The organism is Fulvivirga sp. M361 (assembly GCF_007097395.1).
Classification (GTDB): domain Bacteria; phylum Bacteroidota; class Bacteroidia; order Cytophagales; family Cyclobacteriaceae; genus Fulvivirga.
The window spans coordinates 176,477-194,945 of record NZ_VKDC01000005.1; the positions used below are offsets into that span (position 1 = coordinate 176,477).

The 18,469-nt window shown below is 41.1% G+C and carries 11 protein-coding genes; 4 read left to right on the plus strand and 7 right to left on the minus strand.

Features of this window, described 5'->3' with window-relative positions:
- The first annotated feature begins 314 nt into the window (after positions 1 to 314).
- Positions 315 to 1,163 carry a CPBP family intramembrane glutamic endopeptidase gene (locus FNH22_RS06025; protein WP_143397442.1) on the plus strand — a complete coding sequence of 283 codons (849 nt, stop codon included), beginning with the start codon at positions 315 to 317 and terminating at the stop codon, positions 1,161 to 1,163.
- A 390-nt stretch (positions 1,164 to 1,553) separates the two neighbouring features.
- Here FNH22_RS06025 and FNH22_RS06030 read toward each other — a convergent pair whose 3' ends face one another.
- From FNH22_RS06030 to FNH22_RS06040, 3 genes are all read right to left on the minus strand, one after another.
- Positions 1,554 to 1,790, minus strand: a complete 237-nt coding sequence (locus FNH22_RS06030) for a hypothetical protein (protein ID WP_143397443.1) — start codon at positions 1,788 to 1,790, stop codon at positions 1,554 to 1,556.
- Positions 1,732 to 2,079, minus strand: a complete 348-nt coding sequence (locus tag FNH22_RS06035) for a hypothetical protein (RefSeq protein WP_143397444.1) — start codon at positions 2,077 to 2,079, stop codon at positions 1,732 to 1,734. The genes FNH22_RS06030 and FNH22_RS06035 overlap by 59 nt, the downstream gene beginning before the upstream one ends.
- 108 nt (positions 2,080 to 2,187) lie before the next feature.
- Positions 2,188 to 2,637, minus strand: coding sequence for an SRPBCC domain-containing protein (locus FNH22_RS06040; RefSeq protein ID WP_143397445.1), 450 nt, complete (start codon positions 2,635 to 2,637; stop codon positions 2,188 to 2,190).
- Positions 2,638 to 2,805: 168 nt separating this feature from the next.
- Here FNH22_RS06040 and FNH22_RS06045 point away from each other — a divergent pair, with 168 nt between their 5' ends.
- The 3 genes from FNH22_RS06045 to FNH22_RS06055 are packed head-to-tail and all read left to right on the plus strand — an operon-like array spanning position 2,806 to position 4,285.
- The gene (locus FNH22_RS06045) at positions 2,806 to 3,282 is read left to right on the plus strand and encodes an RNA polymerase sigma factor (RefSeq protein ID WP_143397446.1); all 477 of its coding nucleotides are present in this window, start codon (positions 2,806 to 2,808) and stop codon (positions 3,280 to 3,282) included.
- Positions 3,279 to 3,614 carry a hypothetical protein gene (locus FNH22_RS06050; RefSeq protein WP_143397447.1) on the plus strand — a complete coding sequence of 112 codons (336 nt, stop codon included), beginning with the start codon at positions 3,279 to 3,281 and terminating at the stop codon, positions 3,612 to 3,614. The genes FNH22_RS06045 and FNH22_RS06050 overlap by 4 nt, the downstream gene beginning before the upstream one ends.
- Before the next feature lie 20 nt (positions 3,615 to 3,634).
- The gene (locus FNH22_RS06055; protein ID WP_143397448.1) at positions 3,635 to 4,285 is read left to right on the plus strand and encodes a hypothetical protein; all 651 of its coding nucleotides are present in this window, start codon (positions 3,635 to 3,637) and stop codon (positions 4,283 to 4,285) included.
- A 204-nt stretch (positions 4,286 to 4,489) separates the two neighbouring features.
- On the opposite strand, the gene FNH22_RS06060 is transcribed toward FNH22_RS06055, so the two are convergent.
- The 4 genes from FNH22_RS06060 to FNH22_RS32355 all read right to left on the minus strand — a co-directional run bounded on the left by FNH22_RS06060 (position 4,490) and on the right by FNH22_RS32355 (position 18,417).
- Positions 4,490 to 5,803 carry an ATP-dependent 6-phosphofructokinase gene (locus FNH22_RS06060; RefSeq protein ID WP_255517997.1) on the minus strand — a complete coding sequence of 438 codons (1,314 nt, stop codon included), beginning with the start codon at positions 5,801 to 5,803 and terminating at the stop codon, positions 4,490 to 4,492.
- Positions 5,804 to 6,044: 241 nt separating this feature from the next.
- Complete coding sequence (locus FNH22_RS06065; protein ID WP_143397450.1) at positions 6,045 to 7,730, minus strand: tetratricopeptide repeat protein; 1,686 nt, start codon at positions 7,728 to 7,730, stop codon at positions 6,045 to 6,047.
- Between the two features lie 334 nt (positions 7,731 to 8,064).
- Positions 8,065 to 11,613 carry a hypothetical protein gene (locus FNH22_RS06070; protein WP_143397451.1) on the minus strand — a complete coding sequence of 1,183 codons (3,549 nt, stop codon included), beginning with the start codon at positions 11,611 to 11,613 and terminating at the stop codon, positions 8,065 to 8,067.
- A gap of 531 nt (positions 11,614 to 12,144) precedes the next feature.
- Complete coding sequence (locus FNH22_RS32355; protein WP_221420221.1) at positions 12,145 to 18,417, minus strand: DUF6443 domain-containing protein; 6,273 nt, start codon at positions 18,415 to 18,417, stop codon at positions 12,145 to 12,147.
- Between the last annotated feature and the right edge of the window lie 52 nt (positions 18,418 to 18,469).

The following is an 18,469-nucleotide window of genomic DNA, read 5'->3' on the forward strand; positions in this document are numbered from 1 at the left end:
TGAGATTAGACAAAATAATTTTTTCGACCTATTGCAGTATTAACTTTCCCGGCGACTACAATACCGGATGGTTTTTCTCATAATAAATGTTTGGTTGTTTGCGCTTTATTGCAGCTTAAATCACTTTAAAGACACATTCAGACCCTCGATATGATTTTTGTCATTGCATTTGACATTCCTAAGGAAACTCAGATTTTCCGGAATAATTCATCCACTTATTTGTAAACTTAAAGGTCTGTTTTGATGGGGTTAAGACATTGCGCGCTCTGCTCCCACTACTTACCAGGGTTATTAGAAATATTTGAGTTAATCTAATGGATATAGCTATACTACTTACTTATGGTTTTCTGCTGTTAGCGGCCATCACGGTCTGGTTCTATATTAAACTCTTTCGAAAAACCCATTTATGGCTGGTATTTGCAGGAGTATCTTTTGTTTTAGCTATTTTCTTTGAACGGGCCACATTATTTTCTTTCGGTTATGTCCTGTTCTTGGGATGTATTACCTATTATTATTTTAAAGTAAAGCACATCGTGCTCTTTCTTTTACTTGTACTCTTTTCCGTTCCTTTACTATTGCATTTTCCTGCACTGGGCTTCCATAACTACAAATACCTGGACAAGGTCATTGTATCTGATGGTGCCAGTCCATACAGCTTATATCTTAACCTGGACAAAGCTATGATAGGCATATTTATCATTGGCTTTGGTCTTCAAGAAAGAAAACCCATATCCATTGCTTTGATCAAAAGAGTAGTGATAAATCTCCTGTTAATGTGTACACTGTTTTTGTTTTTAACTATGCTATTAGGCTATACACGTTTTGAACCTAAACTTCCTTATTTCACCCCGGTCTGGGTCTTTACAAACTTGTTTTTCACCTGTATGGCTGAAGAGGCCCTGTTTAGAAAACTCATCCAGCAAAAAATATACGCTTCGTTAACCTTTAAATATCGTTCACAAATAAGCGTATTAATAGCCTCTGTAATCTTTGGCTTAGCACATTTCAATGGCGGACCGATTTATGTTATCCTGTCCACATTAGCCGGTTTATTTTATGGCCATATTTATTTTAAAACGAACAGAACAGAGAGTGCCATCCTCCTCCATTTTACCTTTAATTTGGTGCATTTATTGCTTTTCACTTATCCTTCATTGAGCTAGTACTTTAGATATCCTATACAGTGTAAAGTATTTGATCTTTATGGACGGTATATCCTTATTATGAATTTAGTATAAGAAAAAGTATGATAAACACGATCACTAACGGAAAAAAAAGACGGAAAAATCTCACAAATTCAGGTGGGGAGTAACCCCGGGCCTTTTTCCCAGGAAAAGCATAAATGAATAGTAAACTGATAAAACCCGCAAGGGCCATAGAGGGTAGATAATTGACCAAAAAAAGATCCATTATTTATGAATTGATGTTCCTATGAATAATTATGTGTGTAGGTTATATACAGGTTAACATCAATTGGTAAAACCCAGCTTACCTAAGAGGCTTTGAATGATCCAGTTAAAGTTTCGTGTGCCAGGCAATCGAATTACCTTTCTTTAAGTGTGGAACATCAACACTACAACGAGAAGTGGGATCAATACCAAAACTATGTTTAGTAACGCCAGCCCATAATGGAAGCGTTGGGCCCTGGCAATTCCAATGATAAAGATTCTGAGTCCAAACAGCCAAACTACAAACTGTATTGGATAGCTGATCTCATCCCGGGTGGCAATTTCACCGAAAGATAAGCGGACCAGTTGTGCCAATAAGATCAACAAAGCAGGGATCTGCATCAAACCCACTATTTTCTGTAAGGCGCGCATATCTGCTTGTCCATTCCATAAGCGTCCAACTTTCAGTATTAACCGGGGAATCACACGTACTAAAAAAAGTACCCATGCCTGTGACCACCAGCACTGCCATGATCTTACCTGGTAATCCAAAATCCAGTTTCAACGCCTCCAGCGCATTTGAAAAGCTGACAAGAATCACTGGTATTATAAAATTGAATTTGACCTTGCCGGTCAATACTTTATTAACGGTATTGCCCGTTTTCAGCCAGATACCTAAATAGGGATGCATTGGTAAAAGATAGAAATTGGTGAAATGAATCTTAAAAGCCTTAAACTACAAAAGGCAATCTAATTTCAGGTAACGACCATGTGCTTTTGGAAGCGCTATTTCTACCATTCATAGGCCTGGCTCTCTGCCCTCAAGGTATTTCTTCAACACCTGCATCATATCGGGCCATGCCTGCCGAACAGCTTCGTAATACCAGTCCCAATCTCCTCCCGATTGATAGCCATCCTGGCAAAGGTATACTTCCGAAATACTATCTTTTTGTTTAACCTTGACAATAAGTGACATCGGCCCAAGAATTGATTTTTCAGGGTTGAGATAGGCAAAATTCTCAATGATTAATTCTTCATTAGACCGATAGGCTTTAATGATACCTGTTGAAACGTAACCAAAGCCTTTGTCAGAGACATTCCATGTCAGCATATAAATGCCTCCAACCTTTTTATCAATCAAGGTTCGTTCTACACCCCACCAATCCCGGAGCATCCCGGGCTCTGTGAAAGCACTAATAACCCGTTCAGGAGAGGTATGAATGTCAATGGCAGCATCTACTTTTCTCATGATTTGTTCGTTGGTATAATCGTATGCTTCTTCTTTACAATATAAAAAAATTGGATCAATTCACACGGGTCAGATAATGAGCCATTGGAACAGCCCTCAAAGTAATGCAAAATAAAAAATCATCTTCATGTCATATAACAAGGTTGTTTTAGAGACTAATAGTCAACAATGAATAAAAACAGACTTGAACGTTTATTGAAGGAGCATCACCGGGATGCGTTTATGTGGGCGTGCCAATGTTGTAATTATAATCACGATGAAGCCAGGGAAGTACTTCAAATTACGTATTTAAAGATCTTTGAAGGAAAGGCTGTTTATCGCGAACAAGCGGGGTTTAAAACCTGGTTGTTTTCTGTAATCCGGTTTACTTCAATTGACCATTTGAAAAAAAACCTTCCTTTTGAAGCACTGGACCAACTCAATTCAGTAGCGGATGAGCAATATGAACCTGACTCTATTAATTACAAATTATTACTGGCCCGGCTATCTGACCGTCAGCAACAGGTGCTATTACTCGCCTTTTATCATGGAATGACATTAGCTGAAATCGCAGACGTGACCGAACTACATATAGGTACGGTAAGAACACATTATGAACGAGGTAAAGAGGCTTTGAAAGGTCTCATTCTAAATGAAAAAGTATGAATAGATCGGACGAAAGTATAAAAGAGTTCTTCGCAAAAATGCGAAAGGATGATGACACGGTTGAAATACCTGCTTTTGAAGAGTTCAACAGAAAAAAACAACGCTCGGGAAAAATCCACTACCTCCCTGTGGGGATAGCAGCCTCTCTTTTGCTTCTGGCAGGAGTCTATTTCGGTATGTATAAAAAGAAAAGGACACAGGAAAAAGCAGACCTCGTGATCATTCTATCCGATGATGGCGAGAACAGTACTACGCCGTTTATTTCAAATGGAACATCCATTACATCGTGGGAATCACCCACCGGCAGTTTAATCAATGATTTTAACGACTAATCCACATAAATGAAAACATTATGAAAAAGCTCTTAATTATTATTCTTATCGCAGGCAGTATAAACGGATGGGCACAGGACGCGCTACAAAGAGAACTCTTTTCGGCTGACGTGGTATTAAAATACCGTTCTGAATTGGGCCTCTCAAAGCAGCAGGTTGACAATGTAAAGAAGATACATGGCGACCAGATCGGCGAATTCAACTCATTAAAGTGGGACCTTGACGCAGAGCTCGTTGCACTGAACAAGCAACTAAAACCTGCCCAGGTAGATGAGCGATCTTCCTTATCACAAATGCTGGTAATCATGGAACTTGAAAGTAAGTTGAAACAGATGAAGCTCAGCACGCTCATCAAAATCAAAAACGAACTAACTGAACCACAGCAGGAAAAGCTGAAAGCGCTAAGAACAGACAAAGACATAAAAGGACTGAATGTAATAACACCTATCAATGAAAATCCACGGGTAATGCTAAAGGTGGATGGAACCATGGGAGAAAATAATCCTTTGTATATCTTACGCAACAGGAATGGCGATCGAAAAATACCTTCCATAGATGGTATTAATACGTCTGACATCCAGAGTGTTAATGTATTGAAAGGGGAAAAAGCGAAAGAAAGCTATGGTGAAGAAGGAAAAAATGGTGTGGTAATTATTGAAATGAAGCAATAGCAAGTGGCTACATTGGAGTTGGTCAATCATCATTGACACGGAACATAACGATTAATTGATCGCAAGGTAGACAGTAGGCAATAGGTATTATGAATTTGCCTACTGTTTACTGCCTACTACCAACTCATTTAATAACGCCGATTATTGCTTACACTATGCACCACAACCTATACAGGATATGTCATTTCCGTCTCAACGCGCTTGCTATTTCATGATAAAAGGCTGTCCTGTACTTTCTAATACGGAAAACCATAACTCCCCTCTGAGGTCTACTTTTTTCCTTTGATCAACGACCGCTGAAATAGGGAAATATACAAATTGGCCATTTAATCGACCCACTACAAAATTTGTTTTACCTGCCATGGCCCCATGTACCGCATGATGAGCCAAACGGCTACAGAATACACTGTCATTGGCATTGGCAGGAGCGCTTCGAATGATGTAGCTGGGATCAATGAACTTGATCGTAACGCGATAGTCTATCGATTTAAAATAGTCATCAATTTTTTCTTTGAGCAACAAACCTATATCCTTATGTAATACATTTCCTGATGCATCCGTAATTTGCTCACCACCTTCAAATAGGTCCTGCCCTGCTCCTTCAGCCACCACGATCACTGCATGGCTTCTGTCATCCAATCGCTTCTTTAAACTGGCCAGAAATCCGTTTTTACCCTCCAGGCTAAAATCCATTTCCGGGATCAATACAAAATTTACTACAGGCATAGACAGCGCAGCAGAAGCAGCAATGAACCCACTGTCGCGTCCCATCAGCTTTACAATCGAAATGCCGTTGTAAGCCCCTTTTGCCTCATTATGAGCATCCCTTATAATGGGATTCGCCACGTTGAACGCAGTCTCAAACCCAAAAGACTTTTCAATCTGATTAATATCATTATCAATGGTTTTTGGGACCCCGGCTACTACGGCATTAGATCCTCTTCTTCGCAATTCGTCCCCTATCTCACGGGCCCCTCGCAACGTACCATCGCCACCAATGGCAAATACAATGTTTATTCCTTCGTTTTCTATGGTATCTACCATGGCAGATACGTCCTGTCCACCTCTTGATGAACCTAATATGGTTCCTCCAAATTCATGTATATCCCTGACATTTTCCGGTGTTAATTTCACAAAGCCATGTCCGTAGGACGGGATAAACCCTTCATACCCATATGGAATACCCACGATATCTTTTACTCCATAAAAATAATAAAGCCCCATTACCATGCTACGAATAACATTATTAATACCCGGACAAAGTCCTCCACAGGTAACAATAGCAGCTTTAGTACTGGTTGGATCAAAAAAAATCTTTTCTCTGGCCCCGGCTTTTTCAACACAGTCAGGATATTCTCCGGATTCTTTTAACTGATTGAAATCTTCCAGCGAGGTATCAAACAATATGCGATGTGTATCCTTTACATAATTAAAGACTTCATCCCCTTCAATTGAACCTAGTTTTAAAGGGGATGGAATAGTTGGATTACCAAGTTTTTGTATGTCAAATCTATTCACAATATCAAGCGTAATTTTGCCGTCTCAATTTTACGGAAGTAATGAATAGAAAAAGAGAAATTGAGATCAAATCTTTGTCATAAAAAAACATAGTAAATGTCCTTTTAACTATTGTAGGATGAACATCACCGGGAGAATAGTGTTTTAACTTTAACTAAATGATATTGATTCCAGGTCTAAGTGCAAATAGGTTGAATAAAAAAATCAGTTTCGGGCAAAACCATAAGAAAACAAGTATTTCTTAAAGAGATGCAACAATGGATTCCATCTCATTAGAAGAGACATTCAGTTTCTTTCTGAGCCTGTACCTGGATTTATTTACACTTTCCGTAGAAATGCCTAGCATAGCAGCTATTTCTTTGGTTTGTAGATTAAGCTTGGTAAGTGCGATGAGGCGTTCCTCAGTGTCTGTGAGGTCTTTAAGAGACTGTCTCAACGTGGTGAAAAAACCAGGGTGTACCTGGTTAAACAGTTGTTTATAACGAAACCATTCATCGTTAGTCAGAATAGTGGATTGCATCAGGCGATCCAGCGTCTTGTCATAGGTTGGGCACTTTTCCGATACTTCTTCTTTCACTTTTTCCAGTTCACCATTCAGCTCTTCAATACGCATTGTTCTTTCTTTCAGTTGACAGGTGTATCCGTCAAGTTCATTTTGGAGTGACTGAAATCTTTCTAAGGCTATTTGCCGTTCTTTTTCACGGAGCTGCCGGTTCTTCCGGATTCGATCGTACAAACCAAAAATGATAAGCAATCCAATCAATACAGATAAACCAAGCCCAACGGCATAGGCATTGCGCAAGATCGCTTCATTTCGTTTTTCCAGTTCCAAAGAGATGATCTGCTGTTCCTTTTTTTCTGTCTCAAATCTGGTCTCAAGTTCTTTAATAGTTCTATACTTGGAATCTTCCAAAAGCTTGTTTCTAAGGTTTAGTAACAAATCAAAATACCTTACCAGTTCTTCTGAATTACCTTGTTCTTTATGAATTGAGATCAATGACTCATAGGCCTTTTCCATTCGTTGCTCAGCATTTAAATACCGGGCCCAATACAAGCTTTTATTCGCATGGAACAACGCACTATCAATTTCACCGATATTAAGATAAGCGTTGGCTACGCCAATATGAGAGTAGGTCAATCCTAATGTATCACTATGCATAATATCCATTTCCTTGGTTTGCAGGAACAAATCAAGTGCTTCCTGATGTCTCTCCAACTCCCCATAGACAATAGCTATGTTATTCAGGAGTGCCACAGTTTTTCTCGACACGCCTATGTCCTTAGCAACGACCAATGCTTTTTGATAATAGTAAAGTGCTGAATCATTTTTTTTATTTCCACGAAATGAACTGCCTAACGCGTTATAGACATCACTTTTTACATATGACGATTTTGGCGCGAGGCGAAGCGCCCGTCTGGCAGTCGATAGCCCCTGTTTATGATCATTCATCATATTATATACATGGGTTTTATTAACCAGTATACTAATTAAAAGATCATTTTCAGGTAATCTTTCACCGGCCTTTTCACCAAGTGTAAAATGGTGGATGGCAGAATCGTATTGTCCCAGGTTACCATACGTTTTACCCACCCAGCGATGCGCCATCGCCTTTACCGAAGGTGCATTTTCTACATTAGCGATTTCCAAACTTGAATGAAGATAATACAAGGCACTATCATACTGTGCATAGGCCCTGTGGTACCTGGCCAACCCCAGTAACCCTTTCGCCTTTCCAAGCTCATACCCTAAACTATTCGACTCATCAGTTATTTTATAGGCCAGTGCCAGGGCTTCTTCCATAAAGCCATAGTCGACCAAAGAATCACAGACTTCAAATAATCCATCAATGCCTTCAGGCGTTTGTGAATGGCTCACCCTGGGGCCTAAAACATATAAAACAAAAAAGAGTAAAAGCAGGGGTCTCATATATTTCCAAAAAGTGAAAAGTACTTTTGCGTGCCGGATGTAAATCTAGAAAATTGAGGTTATGGCTCAAAGTTTCATTCAGAAAGGCCTTTCCGTGACACATCAAATAGATGGATCATCCATAAGCATTGCTTCTTCGTTCACTTTTTTTCTGCTCATATTTCCCTCTATACTTTTCGCTAATTAGCTGAACTCTAGGAGGGGCCATACCTTCCCCATCAAATTCGTTTTGATTGCGCAACCCCTGAAATACAATAAATAGTTTTTAATAAAAGAAAATAAAATACCTGGTCATTTTATCTATAGACCATTGAATTATGCCACCTCAACTGGATCATTGCTCCACCTTATACTGGTAAGAGTACTTTTCGACAATATTCCCTTCCAGATCTTTGATCAACTTCAAGCGTCCGAAAATATCATACTCGTAAGTTGTCAGCACCTGATTAGGGTCTGTCATAGAGGTCATTCCCACCAAAGGCTTATAACTGTAGGCAGTTCTTTCTTCGCCTGCCCCGGGATTGATGATCTTCGCGGTGAGGTACTCACGATCATAATCTTCACTCCATTCAAACTGAATGGGTATTCCATCCGGGCCAATTATCTTTAATGGATTTCCAACAATATCATAGTCCACAAAGGTTATATCTTTTTGATAGTGCGTATCATCATAGTCAAAAGCCAGGCCCACATTATCCGGTGGCATAGCTCCAACAAGCTGATTTGAGAATTTAAAACTTCCCAGTGGTATGGGCACATCGTTTTCCAGAATGTATATATTATCTACCAGCCCCTGCGGTCCGGTTTTATATTGATACACCCTTCCCGAATGAATATAAATGTTACTTCCATTCGCATCCGTTTGATAGGTGACTTGTTCGATAAGGGCAGCATGGTTATTTGCATTTTTCAAATCACCGATGAAACCACTTGTATTGGTAAAGTCATTAGGGTACAAGTAATGATTGACCAGCAACTTATTCGATTCACTGGTGGTATTTGTCTCCTTCCTTAAAAGAAAATCTGAGTTGTAATCAAAAGTGGCTTGTGTAGTAATGCTATTAGACAAATTGTCTGTCGCTATTTCTATTTTCGGAAAGGCATAGGCATTCACTAAATACTCGTACTCTCCCCATGCTTTAGGCATAGAATACAGTCCGTATACCATACTTAGGAAGTTGCGCAGCGGATAATTACTACCTGCGCCTCCTGCTTCTACCAATTGTTTCATTAACAATTTGGAATAGACATGATGGTCACTTGCTACCAGTCCTCTGATGCGCTCAACTGTATTTTTCCAATGTCTTACTTCATAGTCATAGGTAATCACCCTTGTTGGAGTGATGCTACCTTCTATGAAATATTCTTCTTTTATCAGTTTGCCATATTCCAATTCAGTATCGTCGCTTAACGGAACAAACGGAAAAATGTCATTTCCTGACTGCTGCACTTTACCCCATGCTATATCGTCATATTGAGCAGTTGAAAATGACCCTGGGTTTCTTTGAAGCGCGTAGACAGTCGGACCGCTGGAAGCAATGGGAGTGGATATACCTCCTACCCGAGAAGTTGCACATCTTACTACTCCATTATAGCTTTCAGGTGCGTAAAAACTCATACTCGTGAAATAATTGAAGGAAGAAAATCCGGCCGGATGGTAATCTCCATAATCCTGTCCATACACGTTGAATTTTCCATGTACTGTAATAGTAGGTCCGGAACAGCTATCATTTTGGTCCAAATACAGATCATTTCTAGTGCCGGAATTGTCAATTTCATAAATGGGATCAGCGGTAACATTAATGAACGGTTTAAAACCAATCATAGGTGAAGTATTGACAGCCGTAGCATGATCTTTATGGTTCTTTGGTTTATTGTAATGCCGGACAGTTTTACCATTGCCTGTTTCTATTACCTCAATCCTCGTATAACCGATCTGGCTACCCTCAAGATTGGAAAGCGGAAAGTAGCTATTGGAAGAACGTAAGGTAAAGTGGTCCCACTTCTCAAACTCCGTTAAAGCAGTGGCAAAATGAGCGTAGCGTACTGAGACATCCGATATCCATGAGTAGCTGGTAGGAGTGGCAAATGAAAGGCTACTTACAGACACTCCGGATGAGGTATTATTCTCGTTATTATACACATAGGTCCTCTCCAACAAAACATCTCCCTCACTGCTTTTTTTACTCAGTTTCCCAATTCTTAAGCCTCCTCCTGTAATATCCTGTCCTGATCTCAAATCATAATACTCATTGGGTTCATAAGTCAACGTCATTTTCCCTCCTGTAGGATAGGTTATTTCCTCTAATGCTCTGGCTTTTAATGAGGTGATGTCAACCGTTCTGTCACTTCCCGTCAAAGTGTATTCCTGCCCTGAAAAGGTTCCTGCAGGCAAGCGGTGAAGCCGGTAATAATTCGTAACATCTGTAGGATAGACATAGATCTTAGGTATCAAATTATTCGATTTGGTACAAGCATAGCCCCAAAGATCCTGTTGAACCGAATTTTTTGCAGGCAGCGGGGTATTGTTATACTTGAACTGGTATCTTTTATCATTGTCCTGGAGCAGATCAAGGAATAGCCGCCCCTCCCGGTAAGATGTTTTGAATACAATATTATTTATTTTATCCCCACTATTATTGGTCCGCTTGATGTTATAGATACGGTAAGCGCCGTTAAGATCTGTTCTTGGAAGCAGCCCTAAGGTAACATGGCCTGACGGGAAAGTGACCTTCTTGAGGTAATGGGTCATAATGGCATGTTGTATGCTCTTCGTTTTGTCCCACTGGCTACCGTTAACACTGACATGAGGTAAATTTGCGGAGAGTTGTTTTGTTCGGAATTGTCCTACTTCGTAGTCCGTTTCCAAAGGCGCTTCCGGGGAAAAATACTCAAACGTTATTTCCCGTCCTTTCACAGTCTTTATCTTAGTCAAAAACCAGCCGGTGGTAAATGTCTTACTGATAGGCGCCTGTGTCCTTGTAACTTGCACCGGTGGAAAATGGACCGGTCCGATCACCCATGATGAAGTGGAATAAAAATCTGTGGATACCGTGGTGGTTTCCCTCTTGTCATCATACCCGAAGTAATACTTATTCCCACCCTGATCGGTCACGACAAATTGCAATATGTTCATACTATTCGCTCCGCCTTTAACCAGCGTTATGTCATAGTATTCGGGGCTATTCAGCAGTCTGGGTTCTCCGTCAGCCCCCAAAATGAACTTGATATTCATTTCACCTACGTTCAAATAAAAAATATCCGGTTCAGTATCGTAAATTCTCTTCGGATAGTTGTTGGCATAAGGAGTATAGGAATCAAACAAAAAATGCGGACGGTCGCCTTTGAGTGTTCTCAAAGCAATGGCTGCATTTTTCTCAGGGGACAAACCCCATGGCTGGTCTGTGGCCTCCTTAAAATCCGCATTAGTGATCTCAGGAAAGTTACTGATACGCCCAGGGTCCTTCAGCCATCCCCATTCTGTAATATGTGTGCTACCAAAAACCCCGGTTTCATTGAATGCCACGGTATACTCAAGCTTGACATCATCCGGAACACCCCGAACGGACCGGGTAATGCTGCCTCCCATAGCCAGGCTCCAGCCCAGCCCGGCCCATGTAGCGTCCTGGTTCACTTTTATCCCACCTGTATGGTAGTATAAGGACGTTGGCAAGGTATATCCTCCGGCAGTAACGTCAAACAAAGGTATCTTTACCGGAACCACACCATTTTGATCCACCAGCTCAAAGTCTGAATATTTACTCAACTCGGCCAGTTTGGGTGAAGGGGCCGCAGGGATATCATAGTCGTTTTGGCTTTTTAGATTGGAATGGGCCAGTAGAAATATTAAGATCAAAAAAAGAGGTGATTTGGAGGTTTTCATGATTTGGTAGTAGTTTATTTCACACAAAATTTAACAGCATTGATATGCACTTCTGTATGTAACCATCAGTATTGATATATTCAATCATATTATTCATAATGAATCAAACAAATCTCTTGTAAATACAATCGTTAAATCCGGTTTTATTTTCAATATAACCAGCTTTTTACCGAGTTAAGCTGGAATTCTCAAAGGACACTTATTTTATCATAGGCCTCTTAAATCTAATATTGGGACAGATATAAATAGTAATAATAAAAACAGAAGCCATCTAATAATCTTATGTTTAACTGACAAGAGCAAAAAAAACACAATGACTCCAAGTAAAATCAAAAAAAACATTTGAACTAAAAATGAATTCTGAAAACCTAGAATTTCCCTTAAATAAATGTAAAACAGCATATCAAAACTGACCCAAATGTGTCTTAAGCTATGGCTAACACCAAACATCACAGCATTTATAATTACAAATACTATTGTAAAATAGAGATTAGTTCTGTCAGCTATTAAATATTTCATGTTGGCTAAGTCTTATTGCTCCTTCAATGTATTTACCTTTTTTTGAACGTCCTTAATCAAGTTATCAAGTCTTTTCATTTTGTTTTCTACTTCTTCAAGCTTTTGCTTTCTCACGACACTTTTATATTCAGACTTATCATCTTGCCCTATAGCACTCCAAGGCAATTCAGCCTCTCCTCCTGATAGTTCTATCAACGATTTTGCAAATCCATTTGAATTAGGCCCTAAAGCATCATAGTCTGGCAAGTTTGGATAATCCGTATTATCATCTTCATCAATCACTCTCTGCTGAAAAAAGTCAAAGTATTCCAAAATCGAATTTTCAAAACTAAAATCCCCTTCTGGGCTGTTTTCAGGTCGTATAATAATACCTTCTTCTACTCCTGATCTTCCATCTAAATTATTTTTTGAATAATTAGCTATACTTGGAATCCCTGTCCTCGTATTCTCAGGCCCTCCTAGTTCCATAATTTTATCAACTTTATCTGTTTTAACCCTTAAAAAAGCATGCCTCGCAATAGGTATCCCAGCACGAACTATTTGATTCGTAAATATCCAGACACTATCACCATTTATATCAATGTACTTTACTGGATTGTTTACGACATATTGATAAGGGGTTAAGTCTAAATATTTTTCGCTAAACCTATCCTGAACCGGGAATCTCCCAATTTCCGGAAAGTACATCCTTGCCCCATAATCCATCCAACCTAAATCCAGTTCATCCTGAAGCTCTTTTCCATTAAAGGTAAAGTCATTTTTCAAACTTGTGACACGCCTATAACCATCATCAAAACTCAACCCAAACGGATAATAATCATCCCTCTGGATCACCACAGTCTCATTTACCCGTATCTCCAGGTCATCAAAAAACACATTACTCAAAGACCCTTCATTGCTGACGTAGATCAATACATACCCATTACCGGGAGCCTCAAAATCCGTGATCTGCAAGAGATCAAAAGGGTCTTTTACCGCGTCCCCTACTACAGTTTCATCAGCATCATGTGCGATCTGATCATACGCAAAGGTTACATCTTTCACCAGGTCGATCTCCTCTGCATCCGGTAAGAAGATCAGGTTCAGAAAAGCTTTGGGGGCAGCAGAATTATTGTAAGGAAACCCAGTGGAGCCGATGAGAGGCCCACTACTGAAGTTACCGTTAATAGTACCCACTCCATTATCTGTGAGACCTTTAGCGCTGCCGGTAAAAGCATTGACCAGGGCGGCCGCCAGGCCTATGACCGGAACACCAGGATCAGCAGTAGCATTTACATATTTGGCAAAAACCTCACAATTGATCTTATCTCCTTTTCCTACAGGCAGGGCAATAGCACTACCGATCTGATGATTGGGAGAACTTTTCAGTACCTGGGCATTGGAATAGGGGGTACTGTTAGCATAGGTGCCTTCCGTATGGTTAAACTCTTCCATGCTTAACACCGAAACATCCTCAAAAATAGCTATGTCATCTACGTTATCAGGATCATTTTCATAGTTTAGTTCAAAAATGATCTCTTTTGGGCGGGTAGTAAAGGTAAGCCGTACGTTACCCAGGTGATCTTTCAGGTGGTATTGATAATCAAAATTTCCGGTCGTAGCATCGGGTACAATGCGCCCTTCTTCATGCTGTATCAGCTGAAGCTCATTATTTTCGTAGATGAATTCACCCATATAATCCGTCCTTTTGATGCGTGTACCTACCGTATCATACACCTCCTGTACCAGCTTAACTCCCGAAGCATCGTAAAGGTAGCTCAGGTAGCTGCCGTCGGCCTTGGTAACCGTCTTGGGCAGGTTCAGGTGGTTATAGTCAATGCCGGTGATATCTTTGTTTTGGTCCCGGGTCATATTTCCGTTATCATCATAGCGATAATCTCCATTAGCGTCAGTGCCTGTATGACCATTAACAAACCCTTTGGCTCCTCCGATCGCATCTTCTACACGCTGCAATATATTACCACTATAGGTGTACGTCAACTCGTCCATGGTTCCATTTCCGTCGTTGCGGGTGAGATACTTTATGTTGCCATTTAAGTCATACCCCTTTATTGTGGGGGTACCAATATTAACGTCGTAGTCTGAATTATTCGCACTTCCTACCACCAGGTGGTCCGCTTTTTCCAGGCGATTGAGCGGGTCGTACGTATAGGAGTAAGCTCTTTGACCTGCTCCGGGTTCGTTACTCCACTTGATGGCGCTGATATTACCGTTGTAAGCAGGTGTTGACACAACGCCGCTCAGGCTGTTGTTATACCCTAACTCCATGCCCCAATGGTCATCGGTGTCATCATTAATAGCAGCGTCAATGGTCAATTGGCTGTTGTTTATGCTTGTCAGCCAACCACGAATGTTGTAGCGATAATCTACGGATTGCCGGAAGGCAATTTCATCTTCCGAGTGAAGGTTCATTTCTACCAACTCTCCTAACTCGTTGTATACATTGCGTGCCAATAGCACGCGTCCCTGGCTAATTCCATTCTTCTTCAATTCATGCCAGGTATCTACCAGGCGGCCTGTATGATCATAGTCAAAGGTCCTGATGATGGAGTGGTTATTATGCCTGGTTTCAGTCGCTACTATATTCCCGACGAAATCATAACGGTTGGTCACGATATCCGTTGTGTTCAACAGGTTTTCATTTTGTGATTGGATCACCCGGTAACGGTCATCATAGTAAGTTACCTGTTCCATCCACTCATTGCCTGTTCCCAGCACTTTGGTCTTGATACCGGTAACCTGACCTTTGACTGTTATAAAAGCCGAAGTATGGTCAAGAGATGGCAAAAAACTATAGGAATTGGCATGTGGAAATGTATAATCATCATAGTAAGTTATCACTAAATACGCATTAACATCCGTAAGCTGTGGGAAACTTTTGTTGTCATAGCCATGCACCACCGATCCGCGGCTTTCAAACCATGCCCGCCCTGTAGTCAGGTTGTTGTAATACTGGTTGACCCAATCTCTCATGGTTTGCCGGGTGGTGTGTACCGCATCCGCGTATATTCCTGTAGCTACCGGCCTGTTCAATACGTCGTATTTGGTAAACAGCCATTGATCATTATTGCGTTGATTACCATCCTGGGTGAGTACAAGCCGGTCCCTGTTGTCATATACCATGTATACCGGTTTGGCCCCCGGGACCTGCTTTTCTACCATCCGCCGTCGCCCATCATAAGTATACAAAAAGGCCCATCGGTCCATGAGACCTGTACCAGGTGTGTAAGGAAAAGTTACCGGGGCACCTATCTCAAGCACCGCCTCCGGAGGGAAAACATAGCGTAAATTACCCAGATCATCGAAAACGTAGTAAGTATCGGCCCATTGACCTAATACATACACACCTGAAGAAGGGCTGACCACTGCCTGCACCCTTTTCAAAATCACATTTTCCTTTTTATCTGTAAATTCAATTACTGCTCTACCTTCTTCGTCAGTGGTGACGGTTTTAGTTAACTGACCGGTGGGATAATAGCCTGTTGCTTTCAATTGATCAGCCGGGTCAATAGTCCAAAGCAAAACCCGGTCATTTCCACTGTTTACCTCATAACTGTAATGGATCACTTTATCTGTCGTAACAGCCGCATTAGGATGCGGCTGCCATGCCGTACCAGCAGCGCCTTGCTGCAAAACCCGGTTTAATGGCGATGGTTCGAAAATCTTTTCAGCCCAGGGCTTAGTGTCTTGGGCCACTTTATCTGCATTTTGATAGAAGCCTGCTTGTTTTGTTAAGGCCCCGGTATGTAGATAACCTGGGGTCGCAGTAGTTGCTGTAGCTGAATAGGACAGGTACTCTATTTTTTGTCTGCCCAGGGCATCATATGTGATAGGCTCTACTATATCCTTTTTACTTGGGGAAGATTGTTGTAAAACCTTTTGCAGGGGTCTTCCCAGGTCATCCAGGTAAGTCCATGTATCACTTTTCTTATCTACAGGAAGACCACCTACCAGGGATACCTCTGTTATGCCGGGTATACGGACCAACTCTTCATGAACAAAATTCTCACAGTTAGAAACGGCGGTGACCATTACTTCCGAAAAATCACTCACGCAGCCATTGGAATAGGTCCCCTTCACTTTGTAAAGGCCTAGTACATCTAATTCGTTTATTGTAATACTTAAATTGGAATTGGTGGCTCCGGAAATGGGGTCTCCTGCTGAATTGTACCATTGTACACTTGCGTATTCCCCTTGAGCATCTAGTGCAACCGTTCCCACTCCACAGCGATTGACCAAGCCGGTCACTTCCGGAGGGGTAGAGATCAACGAGCTTATACTGACTTTTCGTTTCGGGCTTTCGCAGAATATATTATTGCCCACCAGGACTTGTTGTTCAAAAGACACGTAATAGTCCATGTCTTTCTCAATCAGCCCTGTAGTAAATTGTGCGTTAGTGGCCCCTGGTATGGGTTCACTTCCCATATACCATTGGTAAGTACCATCTGCTCCTCCTCCACTTGCAGTCAAGGTTGTGCTACTGCCAGCGCAAACTTCCGTATTTCCTGTGATAGTGGAAATACCTCTTAAAACATGAAGCCTTACATTGGAATAGTCAGTGTAACAACCTGACCCCGCTTCACCTTGAACATAATAAATAGAAGGCTCAGGGTGATCATTCCCATCATTTTGATAAAAATCGGTTACCGTAAAGTCACCATGACTGTTAATGGCGATACTCCTGAAATCATCTCCGTTACCCTCATAAAGCGTATAAGTCGCAACATCACCGGAGCTTTGTGTAGTGATATGAGCTGTCCCGTTTTCACAGCTATAACCGGTGGCAGACACAGTAGGTTTACTACCTATTTGTGCCACTATACTGACCCTGTCAGTACGACAATTGTAACCGGCAGAAGGATCACGAATCGCTACCCAATACTCTTTATCTTGCTCCAGGGGAGGAGTTGTGTACGAACCCCAGAAATCATTTTGAGTGATTAATAAAACGTGCTCCGCAGTTTGACCAGTTGCTGTAGTATACCATTCCATGTAGTAATCACCGTCTGTGCTATAAGGATAAGACACATTAATATTTACGGTAGACCAAGGACCGCCACATGCATTTCCTTGAGATAATATGGGTAAATGTTGTAACTTTTTGGTAATATTAGCGCTAACGGAATAGCCGCTCCAACATCCATAACTATTCTGAACCTTGACTTTATAAGAAGTCAGGTTTGCACTACTGGTAGAAAAAGAATTAAGGCTGGTAGCGTCTAAAAGGTTATTATTTTGATCATACCATTGGTATTGGGAAAACTCGGTACTATTATTGGTAGAAAGGGTAACATTGGCAGATCCACACACGGTTTTATTGAGGGGAGTTGGCGGAGTGGACGACTGGATAGTCACCGGTACCCGTTTTTTGGGACTTTCACACCATATTTCGTCGTCTCCCGAAAAATAAGCTTGAACCCGGTATGTTACGTAGTAATCTGTACTCACAACAAGTGCATCAGTATTATATTGGTTACCTGTCGCTCCTGAAATCAATTGGGTTCCTTTATACCACCGATAATTCCCGTTGCTTCCTCCACTTGCCGTCAATGTTGTACTTGAGCCAGAACATATATTTGTAGTACCGGAAACGATAGGGGCATGCGGTCTCAAAATATGTATAGGAACATTTGAATAGTGACTATAGCATCCCGAACTGTTTTTTCCTCTTACATAATATTCCGATGGCTCAGGATAAGTCGTCGGTGTACTTTCGTAAAAATTAGTTAGTTCAAATTCACCCGTCGTATTACTGCCTATTTGATTGTAAGTATTCCCTTGTTTTATATACAAATAGTACCTGGAGATGCTTGACGGGCTAGTTGCTCTAATAGTAGCATTCCCATAGGTGCATGAATAACCTCTTGCCGAAGCGGTCAGTGTGCTGGATGGACTTATCGTTATTTCTTTTTTCCCCGATTCACACCCACCGCTACTGTTATAAAAGCTCACGCCAAAAGTAGTGGTTGATGTGAGGGTAGTAGAATAGTACCCCGCCCCTGATTCTGAGGGACTTTGGCCGAGATATCCCCAGTTTCCGGCCGGATACTTTTTGTACCATTTGAAGAACGAAGCATATCCGGAATGATCATATGCTGTCATATTCGCCGTATTCCCCAGACACCCTGCCCCACCTTGCACTTCCAAGGCATACGAGCTACACTGCCCATAGGTGTCGAAACTAAGGATAAATGCAACCATGAAAGGGAGCATAACGATTAGAAAATCTTTTTTCGAAAAAACAGGATTTCTTTTTTGACTTAAGGGATAAGATGGGGGATTCATTGATGTTTATCGTCAGGACGGTTTAAAGGTGAGTTAAGGTTCCAATACACTA